The 23825-nt window shown below is 62.3% G+C and carries 21 protein-coding genes and 2 pseudogenes; 9 read left to right on the plus strand and 14 right to left on the minus strand.

Annotation, left to right across the window (positions count from 1 at the left end; all coding sequences use genetic code 11):
- Positions 1–21 precede the first annotated feature (21 nt).
- Both FBF35_RS06045 and FBF35_RS06050 read left to right on the plus strand, forming a co-directional pair.
- Positions 22–687 (plus strand): potassium channel family protein, encoded by a 666-nt coding sequence (locus FBF35_RS06045; RefSeq protein WP_060567397.1) that lies wholly within the window; start codon positions 22–24, stop codon positions 685–687.
- 2 nt (positions 688–689) lie between these two features.
- A complete protein-coding gene (locus FBF35_RS06050) occupies positions 690–1394 on the plus strand; it encodes a potassium channel family protein (protein WP_060567398.1) in 705 nt (234 codons plus the stop codon).
- Here the strand turns inward: FBF35_RS06050 and FBF35_RS06055 are convergent.
- Genes FBF35_RS06055 through FBF35_RS06070 form a run of 4 tightly spaced genes read right to left on the minus strand, consistent with a single transcriptional unit; the run spans position 1337 to position 3337 of the window.
- Positions 1337–2011, minus strand: a complete 675-nt coding sequence (locus tag FBF35_RS06055) for a DUF3159 domain-containing protein (RefSeq protein WP_060567399.1) — start codon at positions 2009–2011, stop codon at positions 1337–1339. The genes FBF35_RS06050 and FBF35_RS06055 overlap by 58 nt on opposite strands.
- Positions 2011–2391: an OB-fold nucleic acid binding domain-containing protein gene (locus FBF35_RS06060; RefSeq protein ID WP_060567400.1), complete on the minus strand. Its 381-nt coding sequence runs from the start codon at positions 2389–2391 to the stop codon at positions 2011–2013. Before FBF35_RS06060 ends, FBF35_RS06055 begins: the two co-directional genes overlap by 1 nt.
- 1 nt (position 2392) lies before the next feature.
- Positions 2393–3025 carry a DUF3710 domain-containing protein gene (locus FBF35_RS06065; RefSeq protein WP_060567401.1) on the minus strand — a complete coding sequence of 211 codons (633 nt, stop codon included), beginning with the start codon at positions 3023–3025 and terminating at the stop codon, positions 2393–2395.
- Between the two features lie 9 nt (positions 3026–3034).
- Positions 3035–3337, minus strand: coding sequence for a DUF4193 domain-containing protein (locus FBF35_RS06070; protein ID WP_003792577.1), 303 nt, complete (start codon positions 3335–3337; stop codon positions 3035–3037).
- Between the two features lie 166 nt (positions 3338–3503).
- Between FBF35_RS06070 and sepH the strand changes: the two genes are divergently transcribed.
- Positions 3504–4754, plus strand: coding sequence for a septation protein SepH (gene sepH, locus FBF35_RS06075; protein ID WP_060567402.1), 1251 nt, complete (start codon positions 3504–3506; stop codon positions 4752–4754).
- 65 nt (positions 4755–4819) lie between these two features.
- On the opposite strand, the gene FBF35_RS06080 is transcribed toward sepH, so the two are convergent.
- Entirely contained in the window at positions 4820–5968 is a 1149-nt protein-coding gene (locus FBF35_RS06080) for an alkaline phosphatase family protein (protein WP_060567403.1), read from the minus strand.
- Entirely contained in the window at positions 5961–6497 is a 537-nt protein-coding gene (locus FBF35_RS06085) for a DUF5998 family protein (RefSeq protein WP_003792581.1), read from the minus strand. The genes FBF35_RS06080 and FBF35_RS06085 overlap by 8 nt, the downstream gene beginning before the upstream one ends.
- 67 nt (positions 6498–6564) lie before the next feature.
- Here FBF35_RS06085 and FBF35_RS06090 point away from each other — a divergent pair, with 67 nt between their 5' ends.
- Entirely contained in the window at positions 6565–9033 is a 2469-nt protein-coding gene (locus FBF35_RS06090; protein WP_060567404.1) for a DNA topoisomerase (ATP-hydrolyzing) subunit A, read from the plus strand.
- 140 nt (positions 9034–9173) lie between these two features.
- On the opposite strand, the gene FBF35_RS06095 is transcribed toward FBF35_RS06090, so the two are convergent.
- From FBF35_RS06095 to FBF35_RS06115, 5 genes and pseudogenes are all read right to left on the minus strand, one after another.
- On the minus strand, positions 9174–10124 hold the full coding sequence (locus FBF35_RS06095; RefSeq protein WP_060567405.1) for a PfkB family carbohydrate kinase: 951 nt from the start codon (positions 10122–10124) through the stop codon (positions 9174–9176).
- A pseudogene (locus FBF35_RS06100) lies at positions 10117–11615 on the minus strand (sugar porter family MFS transporter). Before FBF35_RS06100 ends, FBF35_RS06095 begins: the two are co-directional and overlap by 8 nt.
- 185 nt (positions 11616–11800) lie before the next feature.
- Positions 11801–12823 (minus strand): GNAT family acetyltransferase, encoded by a 1023-nt coding sequence (locus FBF35_RS06105; RefSeq protein ID WP_060567407.1) that lies wholly within the window; start codon positions 12821–12823, stop codon positions 11801–11803.
- A gap of 18 nt (positions 12824–12841) precedes the next feature.
- Entirely contained in the window at positions 12842–13780 is a 939-nt protein-coding gene (locus FBF35_RS06110; protein ID WP_082632895.1) for a GNAT family N-acetyltransferase, read from the minus strand.
- 185 nt (positions 13781–13965) lie between these two features.
- A complete protein-coding gene (locus FBF35_RS06115; protein ID WP_060567409.1) occupies positions 13966–16086 on the minus strand; it encodes a type IIA DNA topoisomerase subunit B in 2121 nt (706 codons plus the stop codon).
- Positions 16087–16322: 236 nt separating this feature from the next.
- On the opposite strand from FBF35_RS06115, the gene FBF35_RS06120 reads away from it, so the two are divergent.
- From FBF35_RS06120 to FBF35_RS06130, 3 genes are all read left to right on the plus strand, one after another.
- On the plus strand, positions 16323–16538 hold the full coding sequence (locus FBF35_RS06120) for a hypothetical protein (RefSeq protein ID WP_021612257.1): 216 nt from the start codon (positions 16323–16325) through the stop codon (positions 16536–16538).
- A gap of 255 nt (positions 16539–16793) precedes the next feature.
- Entirely contained in the window at positions 16794–17894 is a 1101-nt protein-coding gene (locus tag FBF35_RS06125; protein WP_060567410.1) for an ABC transporter permease, read from the plus strand.
- A 1-nt stretch (position 17895) separates the two neighbouring features.
- On the plus strand, positions 17896–18579 hold the full coding sequence (locus FBF35_RS06130) for an ABC transporter ATP-binding protein (protein ID WP_060567411.1): 684 nt from the start codon (positions 17896–17898) through the stop codon (positions 18577–18579).
- Positions 18580–18661: 82 nt separating this feature from the next.
- Here FBF35_RS06130 and FBF35_RS06135 read toward each other — a convergent pair whose 3' ends face one another.
- From FBF35_RS06135 to FBF35_RS06145, 3 genes and pseudogenes are all read right to left on the minus strand, one after another.
- The gene (locus FBF35_RS06135; protein WP_048740362.1) at positions 18662–18949 is read right to left on the minus strand and encodes a ribbon-helix-helix domain-containing protein; all 288 of its coding nucleotides are present in this window, start codon (positions 18947–18949) and stop codon (positions 18662–18664) included.
- On the minus strand, positions 18946–19230 hold the full coding sequence (locus tag FBF35_RS06140) for a hypothetical protein (RefSeq protein WP_131726646.1): 285 nt from the start codon (positions 19228–19230) through the stop codon (positions 18946–18948). The genes FBF35_RS06135 and FBF35_RS06140 overlap by 4 nt, the downstream gene beginning before the upstream one ends.
- A 140-nt stretch (positions 19231–19370) precedes the next feature.
- Positions 19371–19559 (minus strand): annotated as a pseudogene (locus FBF35_RS06145) (chromosome segregation protein SMC); the annotation flags it as partial.
- A gap of 473 nt (positions 19560–20032) precedes the next feature.
- Between FBF35_RS06145 and FBF35_RS06150 the strand changes: the two are divergent.
- On the plus strand, positions 20033–22054 hold the full coding sequence (locus FBF35_RS06150; RefSeq protein ID WP_082632896.1) for an ATP-dependent nuclease: 2022 nt from the start codon (positions 20033–20035) through the stop codon (positions 22052–22054).
- Positions 22047–23810, plus strand: a complete 1764-nt coding sequence (locus FBF35_RS06155; protein ID WP_082632897.1) for a UvrD-helicase domain-containing protein — start codon at positions 22047–22049, stop codon at positions 23808–23810. Before FBF35_RS06150 ends, FBF35_RS06155 begins: the two co-directional genes overlap by 8 nt.
- Positions 23811–23825: the final 15 nt, after the last annotated feature.

Consider the following 23825-nt stretch of genomic DNA (forward strand, 5'->3'; position numbering starts at 1 on the left):
GACCGGAGTACTTTGGTAGTCGTGCACTTTGTGATCATGGGTTGCGGGCGCGTCGGCGCTCGCCTGGCATCGACGTTGGACGCCGCGGGTCATTCCGTGGCGGTTATTGACCAGGATTCCAAGGCTTTCTCCCGCCTCTCGCCGGACTTTTCCGGCCGTCGCGTGACGGGCGTGGGCATGGACCGCGACTGCCTGCGTCAAGCGAACATCAAGGACGCGTACGCGTTTGCGGCTGTCTCGTCGGGTGATAACTCGAACATTATCGCCGCGCGCGTCGCACGTGAGGTATTCCACGTCGAGCACGTGGTCGCACGCATCTACGACCCCACGCGCGCCTATTTGTACGAACGCCTCGGCATTCCGACGGTCGCCTCGGTGCAGCGCACCGCCGAGTCGGTGATGCGTCGCCTACTTCCTCCGGACGCGTCGCTCATCTGGTCTCACCCGACCGGAGAGGTCGGCCTCGTCAATGCGACGCCCTCCCCCGGCTGGTACGGCCTGAGCTTCCAGGTCGTCGAGGAGCTCACGGGCTGCCGCGTCGTCTTCACGTCGCGCTTGGGATCCATCCGCACCGCGTCGCCGGACCTCGTGGTCCAGGAGCACGATCAGCTGTACTTCGCGATCAACGGAACCGAGACCGCGCAGCTGCGCGACCAGTTGGCTAACCCGCCCAAGACGGAGGTGTGAGCATGAAGATTGTGATTGCTGGAGCCGGATCGGTGGGCCGCAGCGTCGCCCTGGAGCTGCTCGCTCACGGCCACGACATCACCCTGATCGACAACATGCCTGAGAAACTGCGCATTTCGTCCGTGGCAGACGCGGACTGGGTGCTCGCCGACGCGTGCTCGCCTGACGCGCTGCGCGACGCGGGCGTGGCTGAGGCCGACGTCATGGTCGCCGCGACCGGCGACGACAAGGCAAATCTGGTGATCTCCCTGCTGGCAAAGACCGAGTTCGCGGTCCCCCGCGTCGTCGCGCGTCTGAACAACCCGAAGAACGAGTGGCTGTTCGATCAGGCGTGGGGCGTGGACGTGTCCGTGTCGACGCCGCGCATCATGACCTCCCTCGTCGAAGAGGCTGTGTCGGTGGGCGTGCCGGTGCGCTTGTTCTCTTTCAACACGGCGGCCGTGTCGATGCACGCGCTCATCCTGCCGGAGGATTCCCCGGTCGTGGGCAAGCGCGTCCATTCCCTGCAGCTGCCGGCACGCTCGGTCCTCGCCGCGCTGCTGCGCGACGGCCGTCCGATCACGCCGAGCGCCGACGACGTGTTCGAGGCCTCCGATGAGCTCCTGCTCCTCGTGCCCGATGCGGACATCGCCGAGCTGCAGGAGCTGCGTCAGTTGGTCGCGTCCCCTGTCTCGGAGGAGTCCGAGGACGAGGAAGGCGAGGAGTAATCCTTCAGCTTCCACCAGGTGGCCCAGGCTCCCAGCGCGAAGAGCGGGAGTCCGAGGGCCAGCTTGGCAACACCGAGAGCAGCGACCTGGCCGGCGAGCCACAAGGGTGCCTGCACGGCGACGCGCAGCGCGAAGATTCCCGCCCACATCCACGTGATCGCAGCGCAGCTGCGGCGCAGGGACGCGTAGGCGGGGTCGGACTGCCAGCCCTTCACCAGGCCGGTCAGCGGACCGTAAAACTGGGCGACGAGGCTTCTCCCGCACAGGACGGACAGAGCGAAAGCTAGGGCCATGGCCACGTTCGTGGCGATGCCCCAGACGAAGTAGTTTTCTCCCCGCCCGGTCGCCGCCGCGAAGATGACACCGATGGCGACTCCAAACAGGCCGGAGAGAGCCTGCGCCATCCCCTGGCGTTGGACGAGGCGGATCCCGCAGGCAAGCAACGCGACGGCCGAGGCCGCGATGAGCGTCGGCACGAGGGCGCGCGTGGCCACAAAAACGATGACGAAGAGGAGTCCGGGCGCGGTGGCTTCAATGACGCCGCGTGTGCCGCCCAGGGCTCGTGACCAGGAGAATTCCTCAGAGGTGGCCTGATCCATCCAGCGAGGAGTCGGCATCAGCCCTCCCCCGCGATCACGCGGTACAGCGGGTTGATGATGACGAGGCGTTCACCCACGCGTCCGACGGTGCCTTCGACCTCGAGTCGCTGGCCGACGCTGAGTCCCGGAATGGAGGAGCGTCCGGGCCAGCGCAGTTCGAGCGTGTCAGTGCCGTCGTAGAGGGTCGCGACGAGGACACGCTGGGCACCCTCCTCGGGCGGATACGTCATGCCCAGCAGCGTGCCGAACACGAGTGCGTGAGAGCGGTCGGTCACGTCGCGAATCGGCGTGACACCGCGGGCGGCGCGCGCCAAGTCTTCGTCAAGAGCTGCGTCCAGGGAACGCGTGTCCTTGTCGAGGCCGAGCGCAGCGCCGACCTTAGCGAACCACGAGGCCATGTCAGGCATCCTGAGCACCCGCGGGCAGGTGCACCGGCAGCAGCTCCAGGCGGGTGCGCGGGTAGTCGTCACGACGCACGACGATGCGGTCGATGACCTTCTCGATGTCGGCACCGGCTTCCGCGGTGGCAGCGGCCGGTCCGAGGATATCGATGCGCGCGAACCAGCGGTCGCCTTCACGACCGATGATGCGCATGCGCGAGGTCGCGGAGCGGCCGTCGGGCATCTGCATCGGCATGTCGACGAGCAGCTCGTTGCCGTAACGCGTCGGGTAGTCGGCGACCTTGGCACCCTGATCTTCGAAGCCCTTACGGATTTCTTCGCGCAGCTCCTCCCACACGCCGCCGGAACGGGGTGCGGCTGCAACGCTCATCTGGATGCCGGAGTTTCCGAGCACGACGAGGATCTGCAGGACGGTCGTGCCGTCGTCTGCGACCTGGGTGCGCAGCTGCATGCCCTGAACCGCGGGGAACAGGATGGACCCCATATCGACGTAGCCGTCGGTGGTGTCGACCTCCCCGTAGTTACGCGGGCCGGGCTCGCTCCAAATCGCAGCGTCTTCGTCGCTCAGGCGAGGCAGGGCCTCGACCTCTTCGATCTCTTCTTCGACAGTCTTCTTCTTGCGTCCGAACATCGTCCTACCTCACATCGCGCACTCGGTGCACACGGGGGCGCCGTTGGCGTCCACGTGGTCGAGCTGCGACGCGTGGTGCACGAGGAAGCACTGCGAGCAGGTGAATTCGTCTTCCTGGCGGGGAACGACGTGGACCGTCAGTTCCTCCTTTGACAGGTCCGCGCCGGGAAGCTCGAAATTCTCAGCCGCTTCGTTTTCGTCTTCTTCGATCTCGGCGGAGCCGGCGTCGTTGCGACGGGACTTCAGCTCTTCGATCGAGTCCTCTGCGACCTCGTCTTCGTTCTTGCGCGGCGCATCGTAATCGGTTGCCATGGTTCTCCCCTTTCGCCTCTCGAGCCGGTTTGCGCGAGTGGTCTATGCGCAGGGAGGATAACACTTGTGAGAGTAATGTGCCATCGTATGTGTGACACGCGCCCAGCTACGCGACATTCTGCGCATTATTTGAGACGATTCGACCTAGACGTTTGAGGAGGAAGTGATGATTGAGCTCGAATTGCTCGGGACCAGCGCCGATGGCGAGTCCCTGGTGCTCACCGATGCCCAGGGTGAACGCTATTCGGTGTTGATTTCCGATGAGCTCCGCGGCGCGACGCGCCGTGATCGTCCGCGAGTGGAGCTGGCGCCCGCTCGTCCGACCCTCGCTCCTCGCGATATTCAGGCTCTCCTGCGCGCCGGCGCAACACCGGCAGAGATCGCGGAGCAGCACGGCATGGAGGTCAGTGCGGTTGAGCGTTTTGAGGCTCCCGTGCAGGCCGAGAAGGATTATGCGCTGACGCGCGCCCGCGCCGTTCGCATTGGCGACGGCGGCCCTACGATGGGCGACCTCGTTCTGGATCGACTGGCGGCGCGCGGCGTCGACCCGTCGTCTCTGGAGTGGACCGCGACGCGCGAGGCCGGGGAGCCCTGGCAGATCATCGTGACCTTCGTGCAGGGTGCGGCCGAGCACGCCGCCCACTGGCACCTGTCGAACTCCGGTTCGCTCGAGGCGATCGATCAGGAGGCTCAGTGGCTGACTGAGCAGGTGTCCGCTTCCCCGACGGCGTCGATCTTCACTCCGATGCCGCGCACCGCGCCAGCTCCCATCGTCGATCCCAGCGCTGAGGACCTGCGTAACCGCGAGGCCATCATCGACCAGCTCAATGCCGTGCGCGGTAAGCGCCAGCAGATTGATTTAGACCTGGACGATGAGGTCGACGAGGAGGCCGAGTACCTGGCAGCTATCGCCGGCGAGGAGGAGGCTCCCACGACGGAGCCCGACACGTCGACGGGCCCGATTTCCGCGCGCATCTATTCCCTCGCGTCGGCGCGGACTAAGGCGGAGGCGCCGTCCGAACCCGCCGAGGACACGCTGTTCCCCGCGACCGGTCAGATCCCGTCTGCCCGTCCGACGCAAACGGGCGCCATCCCGGTAGCGTCCCGCTCCCCCAAGACCGAGGCCCCGGCCTCGTCGGGCGTGCTCCCGTGGCTGTCCGATACCCCCGCGTCCTCCGGTGAGGACAAGGGCGGCGAGGAGCCGAAGGCCGAAGAGCAGGCGACCCCCGCGATCCCCATGAAGGCTGTGTCGCCGTCCGATTCCACTGACTCCGCTCCTGCCGAGGCAGAGGAGAGCGCAACCGGGTCCGTCCCCGCGCAGGGCGTGACGGGTTCGAGGATGGCGCGCGCTTCCTCGAAGAAGACCCGCCGGTCGGTCCCCAGCTGGGACGAGATCCTGTTCGGCTCGAAGTCGTAATCCGAGCAAACGCCGAGCGGCCGCCCATTAAGGAGCGGCCGCTTCGTGTATGTCCCGTAGTCGTCCTACGACAGGACGATGACGGGGATGCGCATCTCCGTCGAGGTGAGCGAGCCGTGAACGCCCGGCATCGCGATCGCCGAGGCGCTCTGGGTCCGTGAATCCACGATCCCACCGTTTCCTCGGGCGAGGACCAGCAGGTCGCCGATGATCGATGCACCGTCTCCGGGGCCGATGAGCGCGCCCATCTGGTCGCGCGAGAGGATCCACGCGCTCTCCCCCAGGACGTCGCGCCAGCGCGCCTCCACGTCGGCGGCGTGGCCCTCCTGCGCGTGTACGTGCACGGCTCGTGTCTCGCCGGCGACGATGCGCACGCCCTCGCGCAGAGCGGGCGTCGCGGCCACGTCCACGAGGGCGGAGTGCTCCACGTTGATCATGCCGTGGTCAGCCGTCATGACGGTCCGCACGCCCGCGGGTAGGCCGCGCAGCAGCGCGGACAGCCCCGCGTCGAATTCTTCGAGGCAGCCGATCCACGCGTCCGATCCGACGCCGGAGCTGTGGCCGGCGTGGTCGATCTCGGACCAGTAGAGGTAGACGACGGGCGTGCCGGCGCGCAGCTCGCGCAGCGCGGCGCTCACGCGGTCACTGAGCGACTCTGCGGGCACGTGGCGTGCTCCGCGCAGCGCCGCTCCCGTCAGCCCGGAACCGGCAAAGCGCGCGGGCGAGATGACGGCGGAGGACACGCCCACCGCAGCCAGGCGCTCAAAGTAGGTGGGCGTGGGCTGCCACTCGGTGGGCGCCGGCCCACCCTCCATGGCCAGCAGGTTCATGATGCTGCCGCCGTAGGCGACGGAGAAGCCCACCATGTTGGTGGTGCCGGGGCGTGCACCCGTGCCAAAAGCCGTGATGGCCGCGGCGGTCGTCGAGGGGACGACCGTGTGGATCGAGCGAATATCGTCTCGCACGCGGCGCAGCGTCGGCGTGTGCCCCAAGTGATCCTGGATCAGCTCGTATCCGAGCCCGTCCACGAGGATGAGGAGCAGCTGCTCAGCCCCGGCCTCGATCCCGAGGGCGCCGCCCGCCTGCGGGGAGGCGCCGGGCAGAGAGGAATCGATCGACGAGAGGGCACCAGCGATGACGTCCGTAATGACCGGATCGCCCGCGCCGGGCAGGTCGGCGCCGGGCAGGTCCAGCGTCAGTTCACGCTCACTCACTGCGGGTCCCCATCAGGCGAGCGAGATGATCGACGAAGACCATTGCCTCGTCGAGAGCATCCTGACCGTCGGCGGCCGCGGAGATGCGGAAGGTCATGTCGTCGGGGAAGGACGTGCCCGTCAGGCCGTGGTCGGCCATGCAATTCGGGTCGTCGCAGCGGGCGGGCTCGAGCTCAAGGCGGCGCGCGCCCTTCAGGTCCAGGGCGATCGTCATCTCGGACAGGCCGCTCGCGTTCTCGGGGTCCGTGTAGACCTCCATCGTGGAGTACCCGGCGATGTCGCCCACGCGGTGCACGGCCGTCGCGATCGTCGCCGATCCGCCGTCCATCTCGTCGACGTGGAGCTGAACGATGGCGCGGTCCGTCAGCGAGGCGACCGTCAGGTGTCGGAAGACCGATCCGCGGTCGAAACCCGTATCCACCTGGCACAGCGTCGCCAGCGGCTCCGCGGCGCCCAGAGCGCGGCGCAGCGCACGCTGCACGGCCTTGGGGTAGAAGCCCCCACGTTCGATACGGGTCCATGTGTCCATGCCCCAATTGTGCCCCGAAGCGGCGCGCCAGTCGAAATGAGCGCCAAGCCGCGCAATAATTGCGCGTATGGCTAAGAAGGACCAGGTCGTCGACATCCCTGAGAAGGACGAGAACATCACAGAGATCGACGTGTCCGATGAGATGCGTGGGTCCTTCCTGGAGTATGCCGTCTCGGTGATCTACGCTCGCGCGCTCCCCGACGCGCGCGACGGCCTCAAGCCCGTGCAGCGCCGCATCCTGTTCCAGATGGATCAGATGGGGCTGCGCCCCGACAAGGGACACGTGAAGTCCCAGCGCGTCGTCGGCGAGGTCATGGGTAAGCTCCACCCGCACGGCGATTCCGCGATTTACGAGGCCCTGGTGCGCCTCGCGCAGCCCTTCAACCTGCGCGTTCCCCTGGTTGACGGCCACGGTAACTTCGGATCTCTGGACGACGGCCCTGCCGCCGCTCGTTACACCGAGGCGCGCATGGCACCCGCCGCTCTGGACCTGGTGACGGGTCTGGATGAGGACACGGTCGATTTCGTCCCCAACTACGACAACCAGTTCATGCAGCCGGACGTCTTGCCGGCGGCCTTCCCCCAGCTCCTGGTCAACGGCGCCTCGGGCATCGCCGTGGGTATGGCGACGAATATCGCCCCGCATAACCTGTCGGAGACGATCGCTGGCGCTATCCACCTGCTGGATAACCCGTCGGCGTCCGTCGCCGACCTCATGCGCTACATCCCCGGCCCCGACCTGCCCGAGGGCGGCGTCATCGTCGGCCTCGAGGGCATCAAAGAAGCCTACGAAGCCGGCCGAGGCGCGTTCAAGACCCGCGCGAAGGTCCAGATCGAGCGCGTGACCGCCCGCAAGATGGGCATCATCGTCACGCAGCTGCCCTACATGGTCGGCCCGGAAAAGGTCATCGAAAAGATCAAGGAGAACGCGAACGCGGGACGCCTTAAGGGCATTTCCTCGGTTCAGAACCTCACCGACCGTATCCACGGCCTGCGCCTGGTCATCGAAGTAAAGAACGGCTTCAACCCCGAGGCCGTGCTCCAGCAGCTCTACCAGCGCACGCCTCTGGAGGATTCCTTCTCGATCAACGCGGTGGCGCTCGTGGGCGGCCAGCCGCGCACGCTGGGCCTGAAGGAGATGCTGCAGGTCTTCCTGGATCACCGCCTGGATGTCACGACACGCCGCAGCCGCTTCCGCCTGAAGAAGTGCGAGGATCGCCTGCACCTGGTCGAGGGCCTGCTCATCGCGATCCTGGACATCGACGACGTTATCGCCATCATTCGCTCCTCCGATGACGCGGAGATCGCGCGCGAGCGCCTCATGACGGCCTTCGACCTGTCCGAGGCCCAGGCCAACTACATCCTCGAGCTGCGCCTGCGTCGCCTCACGAAGTTCTCGCGCATCGAGCTGGAGACCGAGCGCGATGAGCTGCTGGCAAAGATCGCTTCGCTGCGCGAGATCCTGGAGGATCCAGAGCTGCTGCGCGCGCTCGTGAAGAAGGAGCTGCGCGAGGTCTCGGATCGCCTGGGCACGCCGCGTCGCACGCTGCTGCTGGCCTCGACGGGCACGCCCGTGGGAGCCGCGTCCGACGATGCCGCACTGGCGGCCCTGCCGTCGGTGTCGCGGTCCGGTAAGGGCCTTGACCTGCAGATCCCGGACGACCCGTGCGTCGTGGTCCTGTCCTCCTCGGGCGCTCTCGCCCGCGTCGAGGGCGGGGACCCGCTGGAGCCCGGTCCGCGCGCGGCGTCGGACGGCTGGCGCGTACAGCTGCCGTCGACGGCCCGCTCGCAGGTGGCCGTGGTGACGGAGGACGGCGTCGCCCACCGCATCGACGTCGTGGATCTACCGGCGCTCCCCCGCTTTGAGACGGGCCTGTCGCTCGCCGGCGCCATGCCTGCGTCGCTCCTCCTGCACACGGACGTTCCCGCAGTGGGCCTGCTCGATCCCGAAGGCACCGACGTGGTCGCGATGGGCACGGCTCGCGGCACGGTCAAGCGCCTGCGCCCGGACGTGCTGCAGCGCGACGAGTGGGAGGTCATCGCCCTGGAGGACGGCGATCGCCTGGTGGGCTTCGATCGCTGCTCGGACGAGGCGGACCTGGTGTTTATTTCGTCGGACGCGCAGCTGCTGCGTACCCCCGCCGCGAAGGTGCGCCCGCAGGGTCGCACGGCCGGCGGCATGGCCGGCATGAAGCTGAACCCTGGGGCCGAGGCCCTGGGCTTCTGGGTGGTCGAAGCTCCCATCGACGCCGTCGTGGTGACGGTGGCCGCGGCGCTCGGCGCGCTGCCGGGCACGGGCCAGACGACTGTGAAGGTGACGCCTTTCGAGTGCTACCCCACGAAGGGTCGAGGCGGCCAGGGCGTGCGCTGCCAGCGCTTCCTGCGCGGCGAGGATCGCCTGGATATCGCTTGGGTGGGCACCAAGCCGGCACGGGCCGCGTCCGCGGATGGTTCGCCTGTGGAGCTTCCCGCTGAGGATGAGCGCCGCGACGGCTCGGGTGTACCGATCACCTTTGCGATCGCATCGATCGGCTGACGCGTCCTTCTAGTCATAACGGTGGGGTGGCCGGGAATTCTCCCGGCCACCCCACCGTTGTCTCTGTCATCGTGCAGATATGACTGTGGGCCCAGCCAATCGGCCGGGCCCACACCCATCAGTTGAGGAACGCTCCCCCGTCAGCCTCGCAGCGTCGGGTCGGCGGCCAGAATGCCGGCAACCTCCTCGCGCGTGGGCGAGTACGCGCCCTGGTGCAAGATGGTGATGCCGGAGGTGATGATGCCTCGGTGAATGGCGGGCAGGATCTGGTCCCACGAGGCCTCGCGCAGACGCTGCTTCGCCTCGCCGGAACCCAGGAGTCCCGCGTCCACGAGGCCGGAGATGAGGCCGGCCATGAGCGAGTCGCCCGCGCCCACGGTGTCCACCAGCTCAACGTCCAGCGGGTCGACAACCATCATGTCGCGCTCGGCGGCAGCCTTGATGTAGACGCCCCAGGGGCCGCGCGTGCACAGGATCAGCGACGGGCCGGACTGCGCCCACTCGCGGATGACGTCCTCGACGGGACGGCCCGGGTAGAGCCACTCGAGATCCTCGTCGGATGCCTTCACGACGTCCGCGAGGGCCACGATCGCCTCGATGTGCGGGCGGGCCTCGTCGGGCGTACCCAGGAGAGCGGGGCGAATGTTCGGGTCGTAGGACACGGTGCCGCGGATGGCTTGGCGCTTGACAGCGGCCAGGACCTTGTCGGCGCCGGGCTCGACGACGACCACGTAGGAGCCGGTGTGGACGTGCCCAACGGTGTCCGGGTCCTCGACGGCGGGAACGTCCCACGAGAGGTCGAACTCGTAGGTGGCGTGCCCCTTCTCGTCGACGGCGGCGTGGGCCACCGTGGTGAATTCGGCGCCGTCACTGCCGGGCGTCAGGGTGACACCGGCGGCCTCGGCGTGAGCGCGCACCTTATCGCCGCGAGCGTCACGGGCGAACCACGTCGCCAGCTCGGATTCGTGGCCGAGCCGGGTCAGGCCGGCTGCGACGTTGAGCATCGATCCCCCGACAACTTCGACGGGTTCACTGTTTGGGCGGGTGATCTCGTCGATGAGAGCTTCCCCGATGTTCACGATCCTAGTCATTGGTCAACCCCAGCTTCTCTTCCATTTCTTCGAGCGGAATGCCCTTCGTTTCGGGCATGACCTTCAGCACCCAGAATAGCTGACCAACCATCGCGAGGAAGAAGATTCCAAAAGCGTAGCCACCACCGAGTTTATCGGTGAGCACAGGGAAGGCGTAGGTGGTAATGAAGGCGAACACCCAGTGCGTGAGCGAGCCCAGGGACTGGCCGCGGGCGCGCACGCGGTTGGGGAAAATTCCGAGATGAACACCCAGATGACGGAACCCTGGCCGAAGGCGTGCGAGGCGATGAAGCCGAGCAATCCGAGGAGGATCAGCCAGACGGGAGCGGCACTGCCCTCCTCGAAGTAGCCGCCCTCGTAGGCGAACATCATGCCCGCCAGGAAGCCGAGCGAGATCAGGTAGCCGATCGAGCCAACGATCATGAGCTGGCGGCGGCCGATGCGGTCGATGACGGTGAGGGCGGCCATCGTAGCGACCAGGTTCATGAGACCGACGATGACGGATCCGATGTAGGGGAAGGCGTCTCCCAGGACTGCGGCACCGCCCGCGAGCTTCATGACCTTAGGCGCGTAGTAGAGGATCGCGTTGATGCCCGATAGCTGGTTGAACATCGCGATACAGAAGGCCATGAGGATGACCTTGCGGTAGCGGCGCGTGAAGAAGGGAACCTTGCCACCTGCCGCGTCCTCGGCGATCTGTGCCTTCATTTCGCCGATCTGTTCATCGCATTCGGCCTGAGAGGCAGTCAGGTGTTCAGAAATCTTCACGGCGAGTTCTTCACGGCCGTGGGCGAGCAGCCAGCGCGGTGTCTCGGGGACGGTGGCCAGGAAGATCAGGAAGAACACGGCGGGCACGGCCATGACGCCGAGCATCCAGCGCCAGGCGGTGTCTTCGTGCGCAATTTCGCGGATGATCGCGTTCGAGGCGTAGGCCAGGAGGATACCGAAGACGATATTGAACTGGACGAGGCCGACCAGGCGTCCGCGCACACGCGCGGGCGCGATCTCGGCGGTGTAGATGGGCGCCACCACAGAGGACAGGCCCACGCCGACGCCGCCGAGGAAGCGGAAGATCATGAAGAAGGTGATCGGGAACGCGGACGAGGCCGACACCGTTCCATCCGCTGCGCTCACCAGTGAGGGCAGCGGGGCGAGGGCGGTAGCGAGTGCTCCGAGGCCAAACAGAATGCCGATCCAGAAGAGGACGGGCTTACGGCCGAAGCGATCAGCCAGATTGCCGGCGATGATGGCGCCGACAATCGTGCCGATCGTCGCGATCGCGACGAGCATACCCTCGCCCGTGGAGGACAGGGCATAAAGCTCGGTAAGTTTTTCTTCCGCACCGGAGATGACGGCGGTATCAAAACCGAAGAGCAAGCCGCCGAGAGAGGCGACGATGGCACTTCGAATGACCAGGGGCGGAATGGATCGAGATGGTGCTGACGACTGAGATGTCATGCTGGCTCCGCACTGTGGGGAGGGGACGCGCATGGCGCCGAGGCCGTTTCTGCCTCTGTCGCGAGCCTAAGAATTTAATTGGTCGGACAATTAGGACTTAGGAAGCGGTTAGATGAAAACTGAACAGAATACGGGAGGAAATGATCCCATCTGAGAGAAAAAAGTAACGACGGTAACACAAGAGGATGTGCGGAAACATCCACCATGCGAAACGACGATCAAATTTCGATCGCGTAGAGCCTCGTCTGGCCGACCGTACGGAAGCCGAGGTAGTCGTAGATGGCGAGAGCGCCCGTGTGGTTCGCGGACCCCACGCCCGTGCCCGCGCGATCCATGCCGTCGCGCTTCTGCGCCCACATCGACGCCAGGATCAGCGCGTCAGCAACGCGGCTCTCGCGCCACTGAGACAGGACGCCCAGCTGGTCGATGTACCCCTCGCGCCAGCCCAGAGCCGCCCAGTCCTGCTCGTAACGCGATGCCAGCAGGAAACCGGCAACGCGGGGGCGATCCCCCCTCCGGTCGACGGCGACGAAAGACCATTCGGGAGCAAAGGCCGTGCGCCCCTGCATCCACTGCTCCTGGGTGAGCGGGGGCCGGCCCCACTCGGACTCGTTGAGGCGGTTCGCCGCGCGCAGGGCGGGTTCCTCCCACTGGGGACCCCAGGCCTCGATGCTCATGTACGAGCCCAAGTCGGGAACCGGCGGAAGACCCTCCAAGGACGCGCGCAGCTCGTAGTAGGTGCGCGTCCAGCGGAAACCGTGCACCTTCAGCTGCGCCTCGAGATCGTCCTGGCCGGTCTCGACGTGACAGGTGATCTGAGCGGGAGCGTCACCCTCGACCTCAGCCAGCATCTGTCGGGCAGTGCCCTCCTGCCAGTCGACGATCGCATTGCCGAGGCCGATGCGCCGAAAGTCGGGGTCCACTCCGCCGACGCACACGCACTCCACACGCCCCGGGAAACGCAGGACCACCTGAGCGAAGGCGACGATGCGACCCGCTGCGATACCCCTACGGGCAATCCCGACAAGGCCTCGCCACTGCGAGGCACCCGAAAGCATCTCCTCGACCTCGTCCGGGCTGGTGCGATACGGGGGGTTATCGCGAGCCTCCATGCGGGCGAAAAGCGCGGACAGGCCATCGTGGTGGGCGGCCGTCAGCGACTCCCATTCAATCCCGTGATGTTCGCCCGGGAAGGGGACGAACTCGGGGGCATTTGCTCGCTGCGCGAGAGGAATGCTCATGCTCGCCTCCTTCCGTCTCTACTGGTCGATCGTGTAGTAAACCTCAGCGGCTTCATCCACGAAGCCCAGATGTTCGTAAATCTTATGCGCTCCGTCCGGGCTCGACATGTCAACGTCGAGGCCAATGCGCGACGCGCCAGACGCGGACGCTGCGGCGACGGCGTGCCCGACGAGGGCGCTTGCAATGGAGCGTCCGCGGTGCGCCTCGGCGACGCCGAGCAGGTAGATGTAGGCCTCCGGACGGCCCGTAGCCACCCAGCGCTGCGCGGGACGTCCAGTGATCGCGTAGCCAACGACCTCACCCTGAGCATCCACGGCCACGAACGACCAACGCGGGTCGAAGTGGTTCATCGCGTCGTCCCACCACAGCGCGCGCAGCGGCGAACGGAACGACTGCTGGAAGGCCTCCATATGGATGGCGCGAACCTGGTCCTGCGGAACCTCGTTCCACGGCAGGATGCGGTATCCGTGACGCGCGGGCACGGGCACCTCGCCGCCGGCCAGGTCGCGGTACATGACTTGGTACGTGCGCTTAGCGAAGAAGCCGGCCGCAATGTAGAGGCGGCGACGATCGGTCATGTGCGCGTCGACGAGGTTCGAAATCGAGGCAGGAACCTCAGAATCGGCTCCAAATTCCTCGACGAGCATCTGTCGGGCGCGCCCGTCCTGCCAGTAGAGCAGAGCCCGGCCCACGCCTCGGCCACGCCAGTGCGGGTGAATGAAGGCGCTGACGACGGCGGTGGCGGCCTCGTGAATGCCGCGCAGCACGCGCACGGACGCCACGGCGCAGATGTTTCGCTTCGCGTCCAGGCCGACGATCGTGTCCACCCAGTCGCGCCCGTTCTCGCCCTCCATCATGTCCGCGATGTCGTCGACAGAGGTGCGTCGAATGGCGTTGTCGTCGTCTTCGATCAGGGAGATAAGCGCGTACACGGCGGGGGCATCGCGGCCGATCATGGGCCGCCAGCGCAACCCGAGGTGATTGCCCGGGTACGGGACGGACCCGGGCGGCGTGAGTCGCTGCGCAAGTCCTGTCATGGCAGATATCCTACCGGCTATTCGGGCCTTTAGTCACACTGGCGCTTGACATATGGTCAACGCGCGTGAACGTTTGTGCAGCGCGCGGGGATTTTTGCGCGTGATTACGCGTCGATACGCGTACGATCCAGCCCCGCGGATTCCTCGACGATAAACTCCTTGCGCGGGCCCACGGTCGAGCCCATGAGCAGCTCAAACACGTCCTCCGCCTGACGCAGGGCTTCCTCGTCGGCCAGCGTGATGCGACGCAGCGAGCGGTGAGCCCGGTCCATCGTGGTCTCAGCCAGCTGGTCGGCATCCATCTCGCCCAGGCCCTTGTACCGCTGGATGGGTTCCTTCCACGTGCGGCCCGAGCGACGCAGGGCGGCGAGCTTACGATGCAGCTCGTCCTCGGAGTAGGTGTAGATGTACTCGCGCTTCTTGCGTCCCTTGCCTGCAACCTCGATGCGATGCAGGGGCGGGACGGCGGCGTAGATGCGGCCAGCCTCGACCATGGGGCGCATATAGCGGAAGAACAGGGTGAGCAGCAGGGTACGGATGTGCGCGCCGTCGACGTCGGCGTCGGTCATGAGGATGACCTTGCCGTAGCGAGCCTGGGACAGGTCGAAGGTACGGCCCGAGCCCGCGCCGATCACCTGGATGATGTTGGCACACTCGGCGTTGGCCAGCATGTCCGCGGTCGAGGCCTTCTGCACGTTGAGGATCTTTCCTCGAATCGGGAACAGGGCCTGGTAGTGGGAGTTGCGCGCGGCCTTGGCCGTGCCCAGGGCGGAGTCGCCCTCGACGATGAAGAGCTCGGTCTCCTCGACGTCCTCGAGGCGGCAGTCCGCGAGCTTGGCGGGCAGCGAGGAGGTTTCCAGCGCGTTCTTCTTACGCGAGATCTCCTTGTGCAGGCGCGCGGAGACGCGGGCCTTCATCTCGCCGACGACCTTCTCCATGAGGAGGGAGGTCTGCTGCTTGTCGTCGCGCTTGGAGGAGGCGAACTTGGCCTTCAGCCAGTCGGAGACCACACGGTTGACGACGGTGCGAATCTGGGGAGTGCCCAGCGTTTCCTTGGTCTGTCCCTCGAACTGAGGCTCGGGGAAGCGCACGGTGATGACGGCCGTCATGCCGGCCTGGACGTCGTCTTTTTCGGGGCGCCCGTCCTTCGCGCCGACCTTGAGCTTGCGCGCATTCTTGTCGATCGCGGCACGCAGGGTCTTGAGGACTGCCTGCTCGAAGCCGGTGACGTGGGTGCCGCCCTTGGGGGTGGCGATGATGTTGACGAAGGACTGGACGGTCGTGTCGTAGCCGATGCCCCAGCGCAGCGCGATGTCGACCTCGCAGGTGCGCTCGACCTCGGTGGCGCGCAGGTGCCCGGTCTCGGAGTCCAGAGCCTGCACGGTCTCGTTGTAGGTACCCGCACCCGTGATGTGCCACGTGTCGGTGACGGGGCCGTCGGAGGCCAGCCAGTTCGCGAAGTCGACGACGCCGCCGTCGAAGCGGAAGCTCTCGTGAAGTTCCTCTTCGCCGCGCTCGTCGTAGCAGTTGATGGTCAGGCCGGGCACGAGGAACGCGGTCTGGCGGGCGCGCGCCAGCAGGTTCTCCCACGAGAACCCCTCGGTCGACGGGAAGATCTGGAAGTCCGCCCAGAAGCGCACGCGCGTGCCGGTCTGGGATTTCTTCACCTTGCCGACGGTCTTGAGCGTCGAGCCATCCACGAACGGCTTGAACGGCGAGTTGGGGGTGCGCTGCTTGGAGTCGTCGAATTCGCCGGGTTCGCCGCGGCGGAAGCACATCTCGTGGGTCTTGCCGCCGCGGTCGACCTGCACGTCGAGGCGGGCCGACAGGGCGTTCACGACGGAGGCGCCGACGCCGTGGAGGCCGCCCGAGGCCGCGTAGGAGCCGCCGCCGAACTTACCGCCGGCGTGGAGCTTAGTGTAGACGACCTCGACGCCCGTCAGGCCCTGTCCGGGCACGATGTCGACGGGGATTCCTCGGCCGTTGTCGGCGACGGAGGCGGAGTGATCGGGGTGCAGGCGCACGTCGATCGTGTCGCAGTGGCCTTCCAGGGCCTCGTCGACCGCGTTGTCGATGATCTCCCAGAGGCAGTGCATGAGGCCCCGATGGTCGGTGGAGCCGATGTACATGCCGGGGCGCTTGCGCACGGCTTCGAGCCCCTCGAGGACCGAGAGGTGCCGTGCGTTGTAGTCGGATGCGTCGGTAGGAGTCACGATGTGCATCATATGTGGGTCAACGCTCGTTTGTGGCCAACGGTGCGCGTGGCGCGGGTTCTGGGATGCTTTCCACGATTGACGAGGCCGGGGCCAGATCGCGCTGGGGGCGTACCGTTTCGGGGATGTTGGGGCTGTCGTTGGAGCGATTTCCACTCCCCCGTTTCATTGTGTCGGCGTGCGGGCGATCGATTGCGCCCCGGGTGAACAGGGGTGCGCGGGGCGGGGTGATGGTGTGTGATGGAAGCATGAACGCACAGACTCTTGAACGCCCCGTACTGGACGAGCCGCAGCTCAGCGCGGCTAATCGTTGCGACGCCTGCGGCGCTCGCGCCTGGGTTCGTGCGACGATGCCTTCGGGTGGCCAGCTCTACTTCTGCGGCCACCACGCAAACGAGCACCTGCCCTCGCTGGTGGGCGCCGGCGCACAGATCCTGGACGAGCGTCATTTCATGAACGACTGAGAGCGAGCCTCCCGCAGCGGCGGGACGCACGGCTTGCAGGCGCGGGCGGGGACCGAGGGGTCCCCGCCCGCGTTTTTCTTGCGCACATCGGTGTTGTACCCATTTGCGATGCCTGCGTCACGAAACCGCTCCTGACCCGCACTTTTGATCCTCTCCCCCGCGCGCCTGTCAAAGAGCGCGTGGTACAGTTGCGAGCCGCTTTCGGGCACAAAAGGTGGCGAACTGACACACTGTCGCCCGCATTGGAGCAAAGCCATGAAAATAGCGTGGAACGAAATTACATATCAACCAAAGAAGTTCGTTCTCATCGAGTTCCTGATCGCCACGCTCATGTTCATGGTCGTGTTCCTCTCGGGTCTCACCAACGGCCTCGGAGCCTCCGTGTCCGCGCAGATCACGAACTACGGTCCCCTCACCTACGTCCTGTCGACGGACTCTGAGGGTGTCATCCCCTATTCGTCGGTGACCTCCGACGACATCGAGGCCCTCGAAGCGGCCGGCATGCGCGACTACGCGAGCCTCGTCATCCAGCGCGCGACCATCACTCAGAACGACGACTCGAACACCCTGGACATCACGTACTTCGCGACGGATCACAACGACGGTAACGTTCTCCAGCCGACCCTCATCGACTCCGACCTGACGATCTCCGATCTGGGAGACGACGAGGTCATCCTCGACAGCGCATTTGAGAACGAGGGCATCCACGTCGGGGATCGGGTGATCGACAAGATCTCGGAGCAGGAGCTCACGGTCGTCGCCTTCGCCTCGCGAGCCAACTACGGCTACAGCGACATCGGTTTCGTCAGCTCGCAGACCTACGCGGGTATGCGCACGGTGACCGTTCCGAACTACGAGTGGCAGGCCCAGACGGTCGTCACGTCGGATGAGATCGCGGAGGACGCTCTTCCTGCTCATCTGATGACCGCGGACCGCCAGCAGGTCATCGATAAGATCCCCGGCTACAAGGCCCAGAACCTCACGCTGAAGATGATCACCTGGGTGCTCCTCGTGGCCTCGTCCGCGATCCTGGGTGTCTTCTTCTACATCCTCACCCTGCAGAAGCTGCGCCAGTTCGGCGTCCTCAAGGCGATCGGCATGCCGATGCGCACCATTACCTACATTCAGATCTCCCAGCTGACGATCATCTCGATCATCGGCGTCACGATCGGTCTCGGCCTCGCCGCCGCCATGGCGCCGTTCCTACCGAGCACGGTCCCTTCCATCATGACGCTCGCGGACAACGTCACCGTCGCGATCAGCTTCGTCGTGACCTCGATCCTGTGCGGTGCGCTGTCGCTGCTGAAGATCAAGAAGGTGGATCCCATCGAAGTCATCGGCGGAAACGGAGAATAAAGTGGCAATCATCGAACTGGATTCGATCGGAAAGTCCTACGCCGACGGCGACCAGACGCACCGCGTGCTGAGTGGCCTCAGCCTGAGCGTCGACCCCGGCGAGTTCGTGGCAATCCTGGGGCCGTCCGGTTCCGGAAAGTCAACGCTCCTGTCCATCGCAGGCCTACTCCTGTCGGCCGACGAGGGGTGCATCTCCATCGCCGGCCAGGACCTGACCCAGCTCAGCCAGAAGCAGTGGACGCGCAAGCGCCTGGAGCTCCTGGGCTTCATCTTCCAGGACCACCAGCTGCTCCCCTACATGCGCATCGGCGATCAGCTCGAGCTCGTCGCCAAGCTCAAGGGGCAGAAGGACAAGGCCGCACGTCAGGCCGAGGTCCGCGCTCTCATGGAGGACCTGGGGATCGAGGCCTCCTACGCCAAGTACCCGCGCCAGATGTCGGGCGGCCAGAAGCAGCGCGCAGCGATCGCTCGTGCCTTCATCGGAAACCCGCAGCTGATCCTCGCCGACGAGCCGACCGCGAGCCTGGACCCGGATCGTGGCCAGGAGATCGCCCAGCTGATCTGCAAGGAAGTGAAGTCGAAGAATAAGAGCGCCATCATGGTGACGCATGATCGCTCGATCCTGCCCTACGTGGACACGATCTACGAGCTCACGCACGGCACGCTGACCAGGCTCGAGGCCTGAGAGCGGCGAGCGTTCCAGGCGCATAGCAGCAACGGCACCGGTGGGGATCTCCTGAGAAGACACACAGGGGGTCCCCACTGCTTTATGCCTTCAGTGCTAGCAGGCCGTCAGAAATGAAACGACGCACAAGCTCACTGCGGGTTTGTCCGAGTTCCCCGGCAGCCTCGTCGAGCTCTCGAACTAGGGATTCGGGCAGGCGCGTGCCGACCGGCATCGTGTCCTCGCCGAAGAGCTGCGGACGACCCGGCAGGACCTTCCACGATCCGTCGCATTCGCCCGCTTCGAAGCGCTGAGCATCTGCTTCAAGGTCAGCGTCGGTAACGGTGATCCCTCCCGCGAGACGGTAGGTCCCCTCTTGTTTCTTGCTCATTGCCCTCTCCTCTCAGGTCCAAATACTTCGGTCATCATTTTCTTTGAAGGCGGTGTCATCGCGTGATAGATGAGAATCGTGCCATCTTCTTGCAGAGCAGCAAGGAGTTCTAACAGCCGCCCGTTCCTGTCGTATCCCAGCGCAGCGTATGCGGGCCAGTACGGTGAGTCCACGCGTTCGGCGCACTCGACTGCATACACCCATGCGTGAATCGCATCTTCGTCGGCGATCTCAGGATGTCGCGCGCTCACGCGCGGATGGACAACAACCGGCACGTCCATCGGCGCCTCACCTCCCCTGCGACCATGCCAGGAATTTCGTTAACAAAATTCTAACGCTGTCCTCACGGGCGTGCTGGTCAATGCAATCAATGGTCGATCGAAGCCAGGAACGGTGACCATCGCCCGAGAAAGCCGCTCCCCTAGTCTGCGAGGCGCTGGGAGACCACCGTCGTGACGCCGTCGCGCATCGTGACGCCATAGAGGGCATCCGCGATCTCCATCGTGCGCTTCTGGTGCGTGATGACAATCAGCTGCGAGGTCTCCTGCAGCTCCTTGAAAATCGCCAGCAGGCGCGTCAGGTTCATGTCGTCCAGGGCGGCCTCGACCTGGACTCCGATCCTCAGACTGGACCCGTATGGAACTCAAGAAATCACCCGGATGATCTGCAAGCAGGTGAAGTCCAAGAACAAGAGCGCCAGCATCGTGACGCACGATCGCCCGATCCTGCCCTAGGTGGACACGATCTACGAGCTCACGCACGGCACGCGCACCAAGCTCGAGGCCTGCGCGCGGCGAGCGCTCCATGCACAGGGAAGCTACGACATTGGAAAGAACCGATGCCGCCGCGACACCTATCTAGTGAGCGATGACGCCCCTTCGAACACCCCAAGAGCGCGGGAAACAACAATCAGATCAGATGCTCTAACGCTCCACGACCGCACCGCATAGCCATGTTGAATGGAACAAAGTCCACACGCCAACTTGTATTTGAAGCAAACCTGCAGGATGTTTGACAGTTACGGCGCATCCGTACACTAAAAGTGCTACGGTTCAGAAAAGTTCACCGACGAACGGAACGACCATGAAACTAAAATCCGTGCGGATACAGGGATACAGAGCCCACAAAGACACAACAGTAACGCTTGACAACGACCTTACCGTCATAGTCGGACGTAACAATACCGGAAAAACATCATTCATCGAAATCATCGATAAGTTCATCGGCGCAAATAAGAGAAACGGTATTCACGCGACGGACTTTTCTGCAGACCAACGCACTCAACTATTTAAATACGTACACAACAGAAGTAAGAAAACGAAAACGGAACAACTCATTCCAACAATCACTTTGACACTCAGTATCGACTACAGCCTCCAAGAAGATTCCGCTGAAGACATTGCCACCATCGCTCCATACTTCACCACTCTCGACACCACGTGCACAACGCTCGAAATTGTATGTAGATACGCACCTTCTAATGAAGAGTCTATAAAACGCGCGCTATCCGAAGTGCGAACAATGAGAGACAGGGATAAAGAAGATAAAATCTTGAGCCTCATTGAAAACTACGGAGAATACAAGACCACATACAGCGCTCAATCAACCTTTGACGATCCCGAATTAGAAAAGCCAAACGAAGCTTGGGTCCTCACCAAAGAAGAAGTGCGAGCTATCGTGAATACTGAGTACATCTACGCTCAGATCAACCTCGACGATACATCCACAGACAACAGTCACCATTTATCGTCCGCATTTGAACGCTTTTACAAAGAAGTCGCAGAAGATACCGAGCTACGACAAAGTCTAGATGATCGTATAGATGACATGCAGTCCACGCTATCAACAGCATATACTAACTTTTTCGAAGAAGCTCTCGACCAAATCCAACGCTTTACAAGCGTTACGAGCGCAGGATCATTGACACTCAAAGTTGAATCAGAGTTGAACACTTCACGAATGATTAACTCGACGACACGAGTAAAATATACCGATAATGCATCGAGCCAAACCTACCCCGAGTCTCACAACGGCTTGGGATACTCAAGACTGACGTACACGATCCTGCAAATCCTCGCCTTCAAGGAACGTTGGAAGCACGCACAACGATTAACACCGATCAACATACTTTTTATTGAAGAACCCGAGGCACACCTCCATCCGCAGATGCAGGAGGTCTTCATTCGCCTTGTAAGCAACCTCCTCGACAGAGGCAGCCAACTTATCGTCACCACGCACTCTTCACACGTGCTGAGCGAACGCAATCTCAAGAGTCTACGCTACTTTAAACGCATCAACACCAGTGTTACATGCAACGATATCTCAAAATGGGCAGTCAAATTAAAAAAGGACGACATCAAAGCTTACACCACGGTTTCGAACTACGTTCAACTAAGAATCTCTGACCTATTTTTTGCAGACTGCGCGATCCTAGTCGAAGGCGCAGCGGAACGACTATTACTTCCTAAGGCGATTCAAACCAGCTGCCCTATTCTCCGCTCGATCCACTACACAATTATTGAAGTTGGCGGAACCTACGCGCGACATATCATTCCTTTATTGGAAGAGATCGGCCTCCCGTCGATCGTTATTACGGACATTGACAGCGTCGAAGACAAGCAACATGGAAAGAAAGTCGAACCACACCCATCAGCCAAACAGCGATGTGGAAATCCAACCATCACTCGTTATTTACCCAACCGTTCGATCAAGGAACTTCTGACTCTCAACACAGTAGATAAAGTACACAATGGACTTATACGCATATGCTACCAAGCCGAACCAGATAGTTACAAATCGCCACGAAAATACGCACGCACATTAGAAGATGCCTTGATATACGCGAATGCCCAGCTGTTCACATCGACAGGCTTTCAAGACCATTTTGAAGAGCCAGTAATGAAGGAGAAGCTAAAAGAACAACATAACGCAAAAGGAATAGCTAAGGAAGCCTATAGCATTGTGACAGACGACCGCTTCCAAAAAACGACATTCGCTATCGATTGCAGCCTAATGGACGATCTCACGATTCCCCCTTACATCAAAGAGGGACTGACATGGCTTGAAGAAGTGTTAACAATCACTCCGTTAACGCTCAATGACTAACGAAGATACCAATATGAATAGCGAAATATTTGCATCAATTCGGTGCGGCAAGAATTTTATTTTCGAAGCGGGGCCAGGCTCCGGAAAGACAACCTCACTCATTCAAACGCTACGAAAGATACTTGACCAACCCGGCGACACCATCAACACGCAGAAACAGAAGATCGCTTGCATTACGTTTACGAATGTTGCTGCCAACGAAATCATCGAGCGCCTCGATGACGATTCTAACGTCGTTCAGGTGTCGACGATTCACAGCTTCCTCTGGAATCAGATTAAGCCCTATCAATCAGAGCTATGTGACATCATCACCAGCATAAACAATGATCCGAACAGGCCCGCGAAAAAGATCATCTCAAACCTCGATCTCAACGGCATCGAGATTCGATACGTCGACGGATACGCCGATCTAACAAAAGGCGAAATTTCCCACGATGATGTGCTGGAAATTGCATATCACATGTTCAAACATCACCCGGTCCTGGGTCACGTTACCAGGTGCCGATATCCAATCGTATTCTTAGACGAATATCAAGACACTCAGCCAATTGTTATCGACACGCTAAAACATATCCTTACGCTCGAACCAAGAGCAGACTTCGGATACGCGCGATTCTTAGTCGGACTGTTTGGCGATTCCATGCAGAGTATTTACAACACCGGAATCGGAAGCGTGCAGCCCACCGACCTAAACGCGGTCACAATCACCAAAACTGACAACCATCGTTCAACAGACACAATCGTTAACTTGATTAATGCGGTTCGCGCAAGGAGCAAGGAAGCAATGCCTGTGATCCAAACCGCAACAAGACCCGATCAGCCCTCTAGTTCCAGATGTTCCCTATATTACACAACCGACAACGTCGAGGTGACTCATTCGACGCTTGAATCCATTTCTAGACATTTCGGCTGGATACTCGGCATGGATACCAAGATACTCGAGCTGACCCATTCAGCAATTTCACGCACAGCCGGCTGGAATAGTCTTCACAGCGCAATAAACGATCGCAGTCGTTACGCATTGGACGACTTTCGAAAAGGAGACGACATTTATTCCAGTATTTTTTCTTTTTTAACTAGGTTATACAGAGCCTGGTCTGCCGATGACGGCTTCGAAGCACTCAACTTACTTAGATTCCATTCACCCGGATCACTGAGAGAAAGGACGTTGTTCGGTTCGAGTGACGAAATGCAGCACTGGTCCTCACTTCTCGACGAATTCACAACGCGTTGTTCATCACGCGATCTTACACAATGTTCCATTTCGTCGATTCTCAACTTTGCCTGGGATAACGATATTTGCAAACAGGATTTTCGAATTGCACAATATCTGGAACGAACGGACTTTCAGAACGAGGAACATAAGGTACGGCGCGACAACTTCATCCACGCTCTTGATTCTATTCCTTTTTCGGAATTACTCAAGTTTTCCGAATACCTGGATAAGACAAGCCCTTTTTCCACTGAGCATGGCACAAAGGGAGCAGAATATGACAACGTGATTCTCATCATTGATGATAAGACTTGGAAACACCAGTACAGGGTCTCAGCTCTATTTGGTTCAGACGACCATATTGATGCTCGTAAAGAAAGAACACTGAGACTATTTTATGTTGCAATTTCACGCGCACGGAACAATCTTGTCGTCGTTTACAAGAATCCTACAGCTGATAGTATTGCCGGCGCCGAGGAACTATTTGGCACAAACAACGTCCAGCCACTTGAGGAGATCTTGCCCGACATCGCTATTTCTTAGGCGATTGTTAATAGT

The organism is Schaalia odontolytica (assembly GCF_005696695.1).
In the GTDB taxonomy this organism is placed as follows: domain Bacteria; phylum Actinomycetota; class Actinomycetes; order Actinomycetales; family Actinomycetaceae; genus Pauljensenia; species Pauljensenia odontolytica_C.